Origin of the sequence: Baaleninema simplex PCC 7105 (genome assembly GCF_000332355.1) — a bacterium.
Taxonomy (GTDB): domain Bacteria; phylum Cyanobacteriota; class Cyanobacteriia; order Cyanobacteriales; family Geitlerinemataceae; genus Baaleninema; species Baaleninema simplex.
The window spans coordinates 165,606-178,782 of the sequence record NZ_KB235960.1; the positions used below are offsets into that span (position 1 = coordinate 165,606).

The following is a 13,177-nucleotide window of genomic DNA, read 5'->3' on the forward strand; positions in this document are numbered from 1 at the left end:
CAGGTTCGCCAAACGTTCGACCGTCAGAACTACAAGTTCAGTTATTATTGACAAAATTGGATTTTTATGATACTGAAAACTCAAATCACCTCAAACCCCTCTGTGTCCTCTGTGTCTCTGTGGTGAACTCTCTCCAAGATTCCATTGAAACTCAAATCACCTCAAACCCCTCTGTGTCCTCTGTGTCTCTGTGGTGAAATTGCTCCACTATTCCCACGACTCCAAAACTGCCAGCCAATTTTGCAACGCCGAGACGATTTGTTCTCGTCTGGCCTCGAAGGTGGCGGCGACCCAAATCAGAATTAAGCCGAAAGCCAGACCGCCCAGCCATTTCGAGAAGGAATACATCGCGCCGAGGAGAACCAGTTGATGAAAAATCGCGATCGCAAATACGGCAGTTCCCACGAATAGAAACGCTCGCACCCGGAGAATCGCCCCCAGCAACAAACACCCCAAACTCAAAGCTGCAACAACTAGCCAAGGCGTACTCTCGTAAGCGGCGGCGAAAAACACTGCAAGCGTCACAATACGGAACAGATGGCGGAGCGATCGCTGTTTTCCTTGGCGGAATGCGGGATCGAAGGCTGCGAGGTAAAGGAAAGACAACATCGGCGGTGTCGTCCACGCCAGCAGGTTTTCAACGTCCCACACCCGAAAGCCGCGAAATAGCAAAACGTTCGACACCCCGATTCCGATATAACTCCAGCGCAGCGATCGCTCTAAAATCGCCAACACCCCGTAAAACAGGGCGATCGCCCCCAAACTCACCGGATGGATCGTTTCGATCGTCACCCACGCCACCACCAAGGGCAAACCCCGCGAAACCCGATACCAGGGACGGTTCGGCCAACCCCAACTTTGCCAGGGGAGAATGCGGAAAAAGTAGGCCAGTAACGCCGCGATCGCACCGTACCAGGGCAAAAGAAAGTTGTGCCATCCCAAACTCACAACGGCAAAGGTCAAAATCCCCAAGCCTTGTAACACGCCTAAATACACCCATAGTTCTGCAATCTCTAAACGGTTGGGTTGGCGTCCTTGGACTAAGGCATAACGAGTTAAGACGATGCCTGCCCCCAACGCCAGCCACGGCAATTTCACCGGAAAGGCGGCGGCCGTTGCCAGAGATACCGTTCCTATGAGCCAATGGCTATGGGCGAACAACTGCACCGTACCGGGAACCAATCCGAAATATCGCGCCAATTGAGGAAGCAAACGGCGATAGAGAGTGAGAATACCGACGCTTAAGGCAGCCGCAGACACCCAGCGATCGCCCGTTGCCAATCCCCCCAGTTGTGCGCCCAACAGTTCGTAAGCCGACGCGGAAACCCCCGCCAAACCCAGATAAACTAAGGGTTGAAACGTCGCTTCTCGCCGTCCGAGACCCAACAGAACGACGGAAAATCCCAGGGTAATCAGTCCCGTTTGCGGGCCGAATTGAGTCGAGCGAAATAGGGTGGCTGCGATACCGTACAGGATCGGAATTGCATAAAAGCTGTAAAGCCGATCGCGATCGCCGTGACGACGCAACCACCAATCTCCAAACACCTGACTCAGCAATCCCAAGCCGATATTAGCCACGGCCAGGGCAAACCAAGACGGATTTAAAACGCCCAAGGTTTCCACCACCAACACTTCTAACCCCCAAGCCAAACCGTATAAGCCCCAGTTCGAGAGATAGGGGATTTGACGAAAGGCGATCGCCCCGACGGTGACAGCAGAGGCTAAAATCGCCCAAACCGAGGGTTCGACCGCCCATCGCTGATACACCAGAAACGAGTGCAGCGTTAACACGAACAGTTCCAAGACACACAATCCCATCGCCCAGGCGTCCGTCCCCGGAAGGTACAACGCCGACAGTCCGCCGCCGCGCAAGTCTCGCCAACGCCAGAGTCCCCACAACGCCAAGGGTACGATCGCCCCCACGACCAACCAACCGTCAAAGGTCAGGGGAAAGGCTTCCCACAGCGTCAGAACCGTTAAGACGACGCCGAATCCCACCGCCACCGTTGCCGGATTCGATCGCTTCAAGACGCGCACGTTAACCAACATCAGGATCGCCGCGATGCCCAAACTGACGAGGCGCAACCCCGGAACCCTGTAGGTTAAGGCTTGGGCGGCGATCGCACCGCCGATGCTCGATCGGGCTGCCAGAATACGATAGCGGGGCGACCCAAACTGCGCGATCGCCGTCAACACCACGGGAATCGCCCACCACCACAACACCCACAACGAAGGAAGGACGAGTTCGGTCGCGGCCAGAAATACCAGAAAACTGAAACTTCCCAGCACGTATCCGGCATACCAGGCGCTGGTTTGCCAGAGCGTTTTCAGCGAAGATGACGCCGAAGCGGTGCGATGGGGCGGTAAGTTTGCCCCCAGCCATTCCAGTAAGGTCGCAACGAGGGCAATTTCTCCCCAATCCCAGAGGGATAAGGTGGGAATTTTCCAGTACAGCAGCGACGCCAACCCCGCGATTCCCAAACCTTGCGTGATATAGGCCAACTGTTGCACCGGATAGCGACGGTGGGTGACGATACCAAGGGTCGAAGCGGATAAGATGAGGGCGATCGCTCTGACCCCCGGATGCGCCACGCCGATCGCGACGAGAAACGTTCCCCAGCCCAAGGCCAGTACGTCGCCAAACTTCGCTAGTTCGGTGTCTCTGACCGAATCTCGACGGCGCAACCATGCTGTTATCCCCAACATTGCCCACAAATAGGGAAATCCCGCTACACCGATCGAGGCGAAGGTCGCCCCAGAAATTCCTAACCCGTCGAGGAGTGGCTTCGTCGCCTCTGGTGGAAACATCGACCCCGCTAAGCCATAGCCCACCAGTCCGATACCAAATAACATTGCTAAATGGCGATGTCGGCCGAAACGACACAGGCGATCGAACAGTCGATGCAAGGCCGAAACCACGACGCCGAGAGCTTGCCAGGGTTGCGATACGACGGACGCGGCAAACCCCGCCGCCATGACGATACCGCCGACGAGTCCGCGTTTGGGTAGATTCGGCAGTTCCATCAGACGCCATCCCACCAATCCCAACGCCAACCCCAAGGCGTTCAGTTCGGGTAACGCTCGAACGAAGAGTGTCGCCAGGGCAAACAGAAGCAATCCCGGTGACGGATTTCGGGTCGTTTGCCAGCCAGCGGTGAGAATCCAGATCCCGGTTCCGACGTACGCCGCCGCGACGGGGACTCCCAGGAGATGGGTTCCCCCGTGTAGTACGCTTAGCAGTAATAGCAGTACCGTATCGATGCGATCGCGTCCTTGACTGGCGAGAGCGATCGCCCCCAGCGATAGAGTGGCGATCGCCATCGTTCCCATCCCCAGCAGCGTTTGCCAGAGGGTGAATTCGTCCATCGCCCAAAAGTTGAGGGGAATCAGACACAACGCCACAATTTGCAGGGTTTGGGCAGTCAAACGGAGTTTTGCGCGAGGTTGCGTCCAGCGACTCGCCAGCCAAAACAGCATCGTGTATCCCCACAACACGCCGTATTGTCCCGAGGCGGGAAACCGTTCCCATTGACTGGCTGCCAGCAATCCCGACGATACCAGGACGACGAACACCCCCAACCACAGCAGCCAACGAACGCTCAGTTCTTCTTTTAACGCCTCAGACCACTGACTCAATCGGGAGGGTTTGCGAGGGGTTGGCGTTAGTTGCGGCGTCGGCGATGGTACGAGGGGTTTTGGGATCGGCGGACGAGTGGGTTCGGGGAGGACACTGGAGAGATATCGCTGAGCTAAAAATTTAACCTGTTCGTCGGCGATCAAGCCCAGTTCGAGCCACGCGTCGAGTCCGTCGAGAAAGCGAGGATGGGAGGGATCGACGCTCAGGTTCAGGTGTTGGGGAAATTTGGGATCTCGGGAACGGCGAGGCGGCGATGACATAGACGTTTCTGGTGCTGCTGCGAAACGATAGTTCCAACGTATCCGCAATGTTACGGAATCGGTACGATCGCGCGACAGTTCGAGAATTGGAGAATTGTTAGGTATTGCGCCGAAACCCCATGCCAGGTACTCGGTCAGATCGTCAGATCCCCAGCATCTCCCAAGATGCCGGGGATCTAGTCAGCGAACCCCTCAGACATTAAAACTGCAAGCCAACGCCACCTTGCACGGAAACGCCACTTCCCCCGTCTTCGTAGCCGTCGAAGGCAATAATCGCGTTACCGAACACCGTCAGTTGACTGCTGGGGAGCGCGTGATCGATACCGGGTTGTAATACGAACGCCGTCGAATCGCCAACCGGGGTTTCGTCGCCTCCGGTAAACGAAACGCCTGCGCCGATGTAGGCTTCTGTTTGCCAGTTCAGCGGGATATCGTAAGATACCGTGGGAACGATCGCCACGCCGCTACCGACGAGTAACTGAGTCCGAAACGAAATCGGCAGTTCGAGAATACGATAGCGAAACGCCACAGCTCCCGAAGCATTCGTTCCGTCTCCAAAGCCGACACTTCCTCCGACGCCGACATAACTACCGTAGGCGGCTTGAGCCGAGGCAGGCTCGACGTAACTCACCGCCGTTACCCCTAACGCTAGGCTACTGAAGGCACTGAGCCAAAGCTGTGTTGCCGATTTCATGGCGTTGTTCCTCACACCTTGGGGTTCAATAAAGTCTGACCGATTCTAACAAACGATTTCTCGGCCGCGATCGCCACTGACGATAGAGAACGGCGTTCGGGGTGCGTTCGTGCTGTCTGAGAACGCCACGGAACTCATGCCAACTCTGCCATAGAAAAATCCCACCGTATCGGTGGGATGTCATTAACAGGAGCGAAGAGTAACGTTCGTTCGCACCTTAGACCTTCTGAAAACGCTTCGATTTCGGGAAAGTCGATCGTTTCGAGACGTTACTGAACGAACGGGCGATCGCTCGTCCCAGGTGCGATCGGGACAAGCAGCAACTGGGATAAGTCAGCACGAAAACTACCTCAATGATGCGAAAAATAGGGCAAAATCTCCCACTCGCTGAGTTTGACTGTGCCAACTTCCCATTTTTCTAGGTCTAGCCTTAGATTACCCAGATTTTCCCTTAGAACGAACATCAAACGGCAACTTTTTTTCAAAACTTTCAAAAAAGTGCGATCGAGGGGTTGACATTCTTGCGTACTACATACATAATACAAATGCGGGTGGTTATCCGAAAGGGAGCCACCAAACCATCCTTATACGGTGCTTGTCCTGCGGGAACGAAGTATTGAGGATTATCGCTCCAACGGAGATGTTAGAGAGGGAATAAAATCCATTTCTCTAACATCTCTAGTCCACAAATTTGCCTAAAACATTTGAATTGTTTGGAGTCAATTATGCGGCGGTAGCTCAATGGGTAGAGCAATGACATTCCTTATTCAAAACTTGCTCTTTGGAGACGCAGAATGAGGGTTATCGGCTGTTAACCGAAAGGTTGGAGGTTCGAGTCCTTCCCGCCGCGTTTACAGTGAGCAGTGAAGAGACAGGGTAGGGTGTGTGACGCGACTAAAAAATTTGGCTGAAATCCAGTCAATGTCGTATTACCGCGTCACGCACCGCCCCAACCGACCACTTTTAACATACGCTAAAAATTGTTTTGCATGGGGTGGAAATGTCCTTGTTAAGTGATTTGTCCGAAAGGAACGATGTAACGAGGATTATCGCTGGTTTAGTAGATTCGAATCCTTCTCCACCCCCCTCTTTTCAGAGTAGAGTGAAGAGGGTAGAGTGAAGAGTGATGGTTTTGGGGTGTCAGTGTGAAGAGTCAGGTTTATGATAAGGCGTTTAAGTTTGCGATTCGGATTGTTAATGCTTATAAATATCTGGTTCGAGAGAAACACGAACAGACATTATCTAAGCAGTTTTTGAGAAGTGGAACGAGTGTTGGGGCGAATATTGCTGAAGCTCAAGGCGCTTTTTCTAAGGCTGAATTTGCTGCCAAAATGTCCATCACGTACAAAGAATGTCTGTAAACTAAATATTGGCTATCTCTTCTCAAAGAGACGGGTTACATCAATGTTGACGCTTTTAACAGCATTTATGCTGAGGCCGACGAAATCTCTAAAATTTTATCTGCCATCGTAAAAACTAGCCGAGAAAACTCCTAACACTCTTCCCTCTTCCCTCTTCCCTCTTCACTGAACATGGGGTGGGTTGCTAGTGGAAAAGCACCAAATTTTGCCCTTCGGGGACGATGCGTTGAGGGTTATCGTTCTTTAGTCGAACACCTATTCCCTTACGCCCGGAGATTGCAGGTTCGACTCCTGCTCCACCCCCCTCTTTTCAGGGAAGAGTGGAGAGGGAAGAGTGAAGAGTGACAGGGTGTGTGACGCGGTCATAAAATGTCTGGTGTTGACAGTAACGTGAGGTTTTCCGCGTCACGCACCAACTAATAGTCACGCTGTGTTTTTTTACAGGTTTGGAAGTGTTTTTTCCCGGAAATGGTGAGGAGGCGATCTATGAATTATAAGTTTTATACGCAGCCGACGCGGACGCCTCAGAGTCAGCCGATTCCGGGGCGGGAAAAGGAAATGATTCGCGGACGGTCCGGCGGGTATATGTTCGATGCGGGACTGTGGGCGATGGTGCGTCGCTGTTTGTTGGTGGGTACGGCGCAAAGTACGTACTACGCGAACAAGCGGGAACTGACTAACGAGTTTGTGGACGTGCTGTTTCAGGCGATTGATGAAAACCCGGAACGGGTGGCTCATGAAATCGTCTACGCCAGTGACGGGCGATCGCTCAATAACAGTGCGCCGATCTTTGCGCTGGTGTTGTTGTCGATGGGTGAATCTCGCGCGGCGAAACAGGCGTTTTCGGACATCTTTTTGAAAGTCGTGCGAACGGGAAGCCACTTCTATGAATGGCTGAGTTACACGAAATCCGTACGCGGATTCGGGAAAGTCGTACGCGAAGCCGGTCAGTCTTGGTTGTCTCACAACGACGCGAAACGCTTGGCGTATCAACTGCTGAAGTATCAGCAACGTCATGGGTTTTCTCACCGAGACGCGTTGCGCCTGTTCCACGTCAAACCCCTGACGGAAGACCACGATCGCTTGTTCGATTGGGTCGTCAAAGGATGGGACGAACTCCCCGAAACGCCACCGTCGGACGCGTTGGCGCAGGTGTGGTGGTACGAATGGCTCAAACGCCATCCCGATCGCACCCACGAGGCGATCGTCGGAGGTCGGTTGACTCACGAAATGGCTGCCCCAGTGGGTAATATGGACGCGCAAGCGTGGCAGCTACTGTTTGAGGGAATGCCGATCGGGGCGATGTTGCGAAACCTGGGATCTCTGACGGAGTTAGGGGTTCTGGGAACGGGAACGCGTCAGAATCTCGATCGCGTCGAGACGGTTCTCAACTCTGCGACGCACCTGCGACGGGGACGCATTCACCCGATCGATGTCTTGAAGGCGTTGAAGACTTACCAGTCTGGGGGTCGCCTCGGACGCAGTCGGAAAACCTGGACTCCAGTTCAGCGTGTGGTGGACGTTCTCGAAAAAGCGGTGGAACTGTCTTTTGAGGTGATGGAACCAACCGGAAAGGTGTTTCTGCACGCGGTGGACATCTCGAGTTCGATGTCGTACTACACCGTCAGTTCGGTGGGGTTGACCTGTTGCGAAATTGCAGCGGCGATGGCGTTGGTGACGGCGAAAGCCGAGAAAAACTACGTCATTCGTGGGTTTTCGACGGACTTTAAGGATTTAAAGATTTCTCGTCGAGATTCCTTTGGGACTGCGCTGAGTAAGGTCAGCAACCAGAACTTCGGCGGAACGGATGCGTCGGTGGCTTACGACTGGGCGATTCGTCACAGTTTTAAAGCAGACGTCATCTGTTTCTGGACCGACAGCGAAAGCTGGGCGGGTCGCCGTCACCCGACGGAGGCGTTGGCGGAATATCGCCGCAAGGTGAATCCGAACGTGAAGGCGGTTTATGTCACTCTGGCACCGTACCGAATTACGTTGGTCGATCCTAAAGATCCGCTGTCTTGGGATATGGGAGGGTTCGACCCCGGAACGCCTCGGCTGATTCAAATGTTGGCCGCTGATGAATTGTAGTTGTTTGCTTGGTTCGGCTGGGCGATTCTTTCGGGAATCGCCCTTTTTTTGGGTTGACGATCGCTCGACAGTGTTCACCCCAACGATAGGGCGTTCTGCACCTCGACACGGGTGCGATCGGCGACGACGCCTAATACTTCTCCCGTCGAGATTTGACGAATTACTGTATCTAACGCCATCGTTCCCACGTTGGTAGTAATGAGGAGTAATGCTACTTTGGTTTTTAGATCCTTGCCACAGAAGGATTGTGACCGACTAGCATCATTAGAGTGTAGCACTACCAAATTCCTCCATCATTTCAGCATATCGTTTTTTAGCTCGCTCTAGGTACATCTAAGTTTCTCCCTCGATTGTTGCTGTATTTTTATTTCTAAGAGTTGTCTTTAATTTGATTTTAGAGTCTCATATAGTTCGACTAGACTTAAATTTTTTTAAACTTATTTCGTAAAAAAGTAAACTCTTTTTTCTACTCTCATAAAAGAAGCCACTCTTCATTATTTTAGGATCTTCTGAGTTTGTAAAAAAATGTATTTTAGGCTGAAAAACCTAACCTCGATCGCTAAAACCTTCAGTATCACCTTGTCTGGACACAAAAAACTACCGTATATCAATAAGACCCTTATTTTATCAAATCGATTTATCCAAACTGGTATTAATATTCTCCATTTCTTTCTGTAATTCTCTTAATATAATGTTTATGAAGATGAGTGACATACACATTTATTTTTCTTGCAATAAACTCAGAAAAACTTTTATAATTCATTCCTGGTAAATCTCTATATTTTATTTCTGAAAGCTCTAGCCCCACTTCGTATTTTTCATCCCAGTAGTAAACTGGAGGATTTTCTCCTTCTGTCAATTTGATATAGTACATATTCGATCCCAAATGCTCGACTAATGCAAAAAAATCAGGATCGAGAGATTTTCTTTTTTCAAAGGATTGAAGCATATCAAGAATATCTCGACCGTTGGTTTCTACAAGAAATTTTGCAGATTGGTATGAGAAGTCAGTTGCATTAAAAAGTCCTGCAATTTGATGGCCACCATACAGCAAAAACTCTTTATAAGCAATTGGTAATTTATAGGGGGGTGATAATAGCAATTCGAGATCGGTTACTTCTTTTATAGTGCATGGTAAAATTCTTCTCTCTTCTTCTTTGACATGACTTTCAAACAAATTAATTGCTTCTTGAATATATTGAAACTTCATTAGCACTTCTTCAGTCTGTTATTAAATGCCAGAACTATCGGCTTGAGGATCTGGACGATCGCGATCGCTCATCCCCTAAACTGTTCCCTGTTCCCCGTTTCCTTCCTCCACCAACCGTCTTTTTCGGCAAACTCTAGTTAAAAACTGGAGTTCTTGAAATTTAGAAAAAATAAAACCCAAATTTAAACTGGCGTTGAAAAATTATTTCAAATTCAACTGAATCCAAAACAAAAAAAGAACGTCGAAAACTTGTAAACTTATAAAAAGTCAGGAGGTACAATGCTCCCATTGAATTGTTGTTGAAGATCTTCTAAAATTAGGAGCGATGCCTCTTTATCATCTTCTTCGATCGCCCGTTTAATATCTTTAATGCGATCGTGAATATCTTCACGGGTTTCTGGCAAGACTGTACTGAACTGCATCCAGTTATAAAGATGGTAAATGAGGTGATAAACTGCGCCAATATCTAATTTATGGTTTTCGGGATCTCGTAAAAAAAGCTCCACATCAACAAGCCAGTCGAGAGCAGCGTGAATTCCGTCAACATAAATATGAAAAACTGCTGTCCCGATCGCAAAGTCAGGAGCGCTAGGGTACGCCGATCGAAACGCTTTGCGAGCTTCGTCGGGAATCTGTTCTCGCTCTAGCAAGGCTTGGATGATTTCGAGTTTTTTTCGGCGAGAAGGTTTTAAGTGTGAGAAGTTTTGAGAGTCAGACATGGCGATTTTGATAAAACAAACAGCGTTTATTGAGATATTTTTTGGAGTTTGAATTTTAGATATTTTTTAATAAGATAGATTCGATCGGGTTTAGAGAAGCCGAAATTCAAACGTAATTCGCTAAAACTTTCAGTCTTATATTTGATTTTTGCTTCTAAAAAATACGTTTTAAAAAGATTTTTATATTTTTGTTGAGATTGAAAATTTAATCGATGGATTTATTTATGGGAACCTCGAAAAATTGATTCTGGCTCAAACTCCAATGGCTGAAACCCTTGAAGTCTCGTTATCGATTCTCGATAGTAGAGCCTGTTTCTCAATAAGCTTGAATTAATCGAGATGCTCTGTAGTCAAACAGCTTATTTAGTTCGATTTTAAATTTTCAACAAACGCGACGATCGCCGTTTAGAGTGGTAGAAACGAACAAGCTGAATACACTGTCCACCCGATTCTACCTCGATTTTATCCCGATCGCCTAAAAGATACATCGCGTCACTCGTCGAAGACAAACCACACCGAGAAACCATCATGAAATTTGAAACCACCGTTCAAGAAGCCTGTTTCGATCGCATCGCCGGATGGATGCGAGAGTTATTCGGAAAACTTCCCTGTGCGCGTCCCGACGTTCCCGGTTTGGGGGTTTTCCGAGGTTCGGCACTCGTGGAAGTATTCGTATTCCCCTGGGGAGACGACGAAGCCGTCATTCACACGCGATCGTCGGTCATCAAAGGGGCAAACCTCACCCCAGACTTAATGAAGTTCCTGCTCGAAGTCAACGCACAAATGCGATTCGGAGCCTTCGCCCTCGATTCAGACGGCAATATTTTATTCGAGCATACGATCGTCGGCTCGACCTGCGATCGCAAAGAACTCGAAGCCTCCGTCAACGCAGTGTTAGAAGTAGCCGACGAGTACGACGACTACATCCTCGAAAACTGGGGCGGACAGCGGGCGCTCGATCGCCTTCAGGTATACTCCCCCACCGCCGCCTCGTCTTAATCGCTCAATCGTCCATCTGCCACGGTTGGATTAAATGCCCCTCGTCGAGAATTCGTTTCGGGCGCAAAATCAACACCACTTGTCCGAGAACAGTTTCGGCCGGGGCTTCATCAAACCAAGCAACATCGACAGTATCGCCCGTTTCGACCAAAAAGTAGCTGTTGGGATTCCACGCTCGCACGGCGCGATCGACCACCACCACCACCTGTTCGGTTCTGCCCTCGGGAGCGTTGGGTAAATCGGTACTGCGCGTGAGAACGGCGACGGGATCGGCAGCTCTAAGAACCACTTGCCAACCTGGAACGGGAATGCAAGCGGTATTCGGAGGAACGGTGGTGATGCGAAACGGTTCGATCGCCGTCACCGGAGAGAGCGTTTCGATATCCGACGCCGAAAGCGGGAACTCTCCCGCCACCGGAACGAGACGGGGCAGTTCGTCTTCTTGTTCGAGACGGTAAAAGGGCAGTCGAGGCGCTTGGTATTTCGGCGGAGCGCTAATCTCACTCAACAGCTTTTCTAACTGTTGGCGAGCGCCGTCGGTTTGCACGAACTTCAACCCTCGAGCGATGAGGCGAGTTCGCTCGGCGAGGTCTTTTTTCTGACGAGCTTGTCGCCAGCACTGATAGGCAACTGCATCCCCCGGTCGAGACGTAAAGCCCTCTGGTAAATTCGACAGACGAGAAGTCAGTTTCATATCGCGGGTGAGGCTGTGAGCGTCATCGACATCGAACTGTTTTTCGGCAGCCAGTTCCACCGCAGCAGATCGTTGTTGGCGGTTTAACAGGCGAAATTCGTAGAGAACGTCACTGTGGGGACCTTCGCTGTAGGCTTTGGCGCGATCGGAAACGCCGACTTCGACGATGCTGTCATACACTTGCGCGGCGACGATGACTTGATTTTGGACGGCCGCTTCAAATCCCGTTTCTTCAAAAATATTGTTGGGGTCGTATCCTGCTTTGTGGAGTTGGTGGCAGGCTTTCCCCCACGCGATCCAATTTCCGTCTTTATGACGGAGCGATCGCAACAAATCGCGGACTTCTTCGTCAGACAGTTCGAGGCGGTCTCGGCTGTGTTCGCTCATTTCCAGGCAGATATGTATGAATCGAAAGCGTTTTTAGTATAAGAGGAATCGCAGGGAGCGATCGCCCTCGAGGGAAAGTCCGAGTCTTCCTCAAGGGCGAACTCCCTCAACTTTGGGATTGCCGATACAATAGTAGGGGCGAACGGCGTTCGTTAACGATCTAACATTTGCAAGCAGTTTGCAGCCGCTTGACAACCACGAGTTTCAATGTCTCAACCCCCCATCTCTCGTTTTCATGCAACGACTCCTCTACACAAACCACGGGAGCGGTTTCAATTTCAAGATACAGCTTTAGGCTTAGTTTCGACCCGCAGCTTTCCGGCCATCGTCGGTACGGCCGACATGATGCTGAAATCGGCCGACGTCACCCTCGTCGGTTACGAGAAAATCGGCAGCGGTTACTGTACGGCGATCGTGCGCGGACGCTATCCCGACGTACGTTTAGCGGTTGAAGAAGGGGCGAAAACGGCCGAACAGTTCGGACAGTTAGTCTCGAAGTTAGTGATTCCGCGTCCGATGCCGAATTTAGAGGTGGTGTTTCCCCTGGGCAGTCGCTTGGCGGAACTATGTCAGAAGCAGCGAGGTTACTCTCGCTTGAGCAATCGCGCGATCGGTTTGTTGGAAACGCGGGGCTTTCCGGCGATGGTGGGGGCTTCCGATGCCATGTTGAAATCGGCCGACGTGCAACTGGCGGCTTACGAAACGATTGGAGATGGGTTGTGTACGGCGATCGTGCGCGGTACGGTGGCTAACGTCGCCGTGGCGATCGAAGCCGGAATGCACGAAGCCGAACGTATTGGGGAACTGCACGCGGTGATGGTGATTCCCCGATTGCTGGAAGATTTGGAAAACGTGCTTCCGGTGGCGAGTTACTGGCTCGACGAACAAGCACCGCTGCCGGTGTTGGTGTCGAGTCCTGTAGAAGAGAAACGAGCCGAACCGTTGAAGTTACCGGAACTGGAAAAAGTCCCCGTCGAACTCGAGCGGGTCGAGGAGGTCGAAGAAATCGAGATCCGCCCCGAACCCCTTCAAGAACCTCGTCAACTGCCGCAATCTCCGCCCCAGGAACAGTCGTTCGAGTTAGATTAGCGCTCGTCGAACAAAGGATTTTGACTGACCAGCATCATT

The 13,177-nt window shown here is 51.0% G+C and carries 10 protein-coding genes, 2 tRNA genes and 1 pseudogene; 6 read left to right on the plus strand and 7 right to left on the minus strand.

Features of this window, described 5'->3' with window-relative positions; translation table 11 throughout:
* Positions 1–207: 207 nt before the first annotated feature.
* The 3 genes from GEI7105_RS0124305 to GEI7105_RS38795 form a co-directional block, all read right to left on the minus strand.
* Positions 208–3,897 (minus strand): hypothetical protein, encoded by a 3,690-nt coding sequence (locus GEI7105_RS0124305; protein ID WP_017663000.1) that lies wholly within the window; start codon positions 3,895–3,897, stop codon positions 208–210.
* Between the two features lie 199 nt (positions 3,898–4,096).
* Complete coding sequence (locus tag GEI7105_RS0124310; protein WP_017663001.1) at positions 4,097–4,591, minus strand: hypothetical protein; 495 nt, start codon at positions 4,589–4,591, stop codon at positions 4,097–4,099.
* 25 nt (positions 4,592–4,616) lie between these two features.
* A complete protein-coding gene (locus GEI7105_RS38795; protein WP_158413259.1) occupies positions 4,617–4,775 on the minus strand; it encodes a hypothetical protein in 159 nt (52 codons plus the stop codon).
* A 543-nt stretch (positions 4,776–5,318) separates the two neighbouring features.
* Here GEI7105_RS38795 and GEI7105_RS38800 point away from each other — a divergent pair.
* The 4 genes and pseudogenes from GEI7105_RS38800 to GEI7105_RS0124320 all read left to right on the plus strand — a co-directional run bounded on the left by GEI7105_RS38800 (position 5,319) and on the right by GEI7105_RS0124320 (position 8,040).
* Positions 5,319–5,441 (plus strand) — tRNA-Asn (locus tag GEI7105_RS38800).
* A 295-nt stretch (positions 5,442–5,736) separates the two neighbouring features.
* A pseudogene (locus tag GEI7105_RS40100) lies at positions 5,737–6,087 on the plus strand (four helix bundle protein).
* 39 nt (positions 6,088–6,126) lie between these two features.
* Positions 6,127–6,255: transfer RNA gene (locus GEI7105_RS38805), tRNA-OTHER, on the plus strand.
* Between the two features lie 183 nt (positions 6,256–6,438).
* Entirely contained in the window at positions 6,439–8,040 is a 1,602-nt protein-coding gene (locus tag GEI7105_RS0124320) for a TROVE domain-containing protein (RefSeq protein ID WP_017663003.1), read from the plus strand.
* 74 nt (positions 8,041–8,114) lie between these two features.
* Here GEI7105_RS0124320 and GEI7105_RS37850 read toward each other — a convergent pair whose 3' ends face one another.
* The 3 genes from GEI7105_RS37850 to GEI7105_RS0124335 form a co-directional block, all read right to left on the minus strand.
* Entirely contained in the window at positions 8,115–8,318 is a 204-nt protein-coding gene (locus GEI7105_RS37850) for a hypothetical protein (RefSeq protein ID WP_144054034.1), read from the minus strand.
* A 374-nt stretch (positions 8,319–8,692) separates the two neighbouring features.
* Positions 8,693–9,250 carry an SMI1/KNR4 family protein gene (locus tag GEI7105_RS0124330; protein WP_017663005.1) on the minus strand — a complete coding sequence of 186 codons (558 nt, stop codon included), beginning with the start codon at positions 9,248–9,250 and terminating at the stop codon, positions 8,693–8,695.
* Positions 9,251–9,507: 257 nt separating this feature from the next.
* Complete coding sequence (locus tag GEI7105_RS0124335) at positions 9,508–9,969, minus strand: hypothetical protein (protein WP_017663006.1); 462 nt, start codon at positions 9,967–9,969, stop codon at positions 9,508–9,510.
* 528 nt (positions 9,970–10,497) lie between these two features.
* On the opposite strand from GEI7105_RS0124335, the gene GEI7105_RS0124345 reads away from it, so the two are divergent.
* Positions 10,498–10,968 carry a T3SS (YopN, CesT) and YbjN peptide-binding chaperone 1 gene (locus tag GEI7105_RS0124345; protein WP_017663008.1) on the plus strand — a complete coding sequence of 157 codons (471 nt, stop codon included), beginning with the start codon at positions 10,498–10,500 and terminating at the stop codon, positions 10,966–10,968.
* A 4-nt stretch (positions 10,969–10,972) separates the two neighbouring features.
* Here the strand turns inward: GEI7105_RS0124345 and GEI7105_RS0124350 are convergent, their stop codons facing one another.
* On the minus strand, positions 10,973–12,049 hold the full coding sequence (locus GEI7105_RS0124350; RefSeq protein ID WP_017663009.1) for a RuBisCO accumulation factor 1: 1,077 nt from the start codon (positions 12,047–12,049) through the stop codon (positions 10,973–10,975).
* A gap of 207 nt (positions 12,050–12,256) precedes the next feature.
* Between GEI7105_RS0124350 and ccmO the strand changes: the two genes are divergently transcribed.
* Positions 12,257–13,138: a beta-carboxysome assembly protein CcmO gene (gene ccmO / locus GEI7105_RS32295; RefSeq protein ID WP_017663010.1), complete on the plus strand. Its 882-nt coding sequence runs from the start codon at positions 12,257–12,259 to the stop codon at positions 13,136–13,138.
* Positions 13,139–13,177 lie beyond the last annotated feature (39 nt).

What these genes read in the sequence shown, in the direction of transcription:
- ccmO (WP_017663010.1), top strand. Translation starts at nt 12,257, where the DNA reads ATGTCTCAACCCCCCATCTCTCGTTTTCATGCAACGACTCCTCTACAC.
- GEI7105_RS0124305 (WP_017663000.1), bottom strand. Translation starts at nt 3,897, where the DNA reads ATGTCATCGCCGCCTCGCCGTTCCCGAGATCCCAAATTTCCCCAACAC.
- GEI7105_RS0124350 (WP_017663009.1), bottom strand. Translation starts at nt 12,049, where the DNA reads ATGAGCGAACACAGCCGAGACCGCCTCGAACTGTCTGACGAAGAAGTC.
- GEI7105_RS0124335 (WP_017663006.1), bottom strand. Translation starts at nt 9,969, where the DNA reads ATGTCTGACTCTCAAAACTTCTCACACTTAAAACCTTCTCGCCGAAAA.
- GEI7105_RS0124330 (WP_017663005.1), bottom strand. Translation starts at nt 9,250, where the DNA reads ATGAAGTTTCAATATATTCAAGAAGCAATTAATTTGTTTGAAAGTCAT.
- GEI7105_RS0124345 (WP_017663008.1), top strand. Translation starts at nt 10,498, where the DNA reads ATGAAATTTGAAACCACCGTTCAAGAAGCCTGTTTCGATCGCATCGCC.
- GEI7105_RS38795 (WP_158413259.1), bottom strand. Translation starts at nt 4,775, where the DNA reads ATGACATCCCACCGATACGGTGGGATTTTTCTATGGCAGAGTTGGCAT.
- GEI7105_RS0124320 (WP_017663003.1), top strand. Translation starts at nt 6,439, where the DNA reads ATGAATTATAAGTTTTATACGCAGCCGACGCGGACGCCTCAGAGTCAG.
- GEI7105_RS0124310 (WP_017663001.1), bottom strand. Translation starts at nt 4,591, where the DNA reads ATGAAATCGGCAACACAGCTTTGGCTCAGTGCCTTCAGTAGCCTAGCG.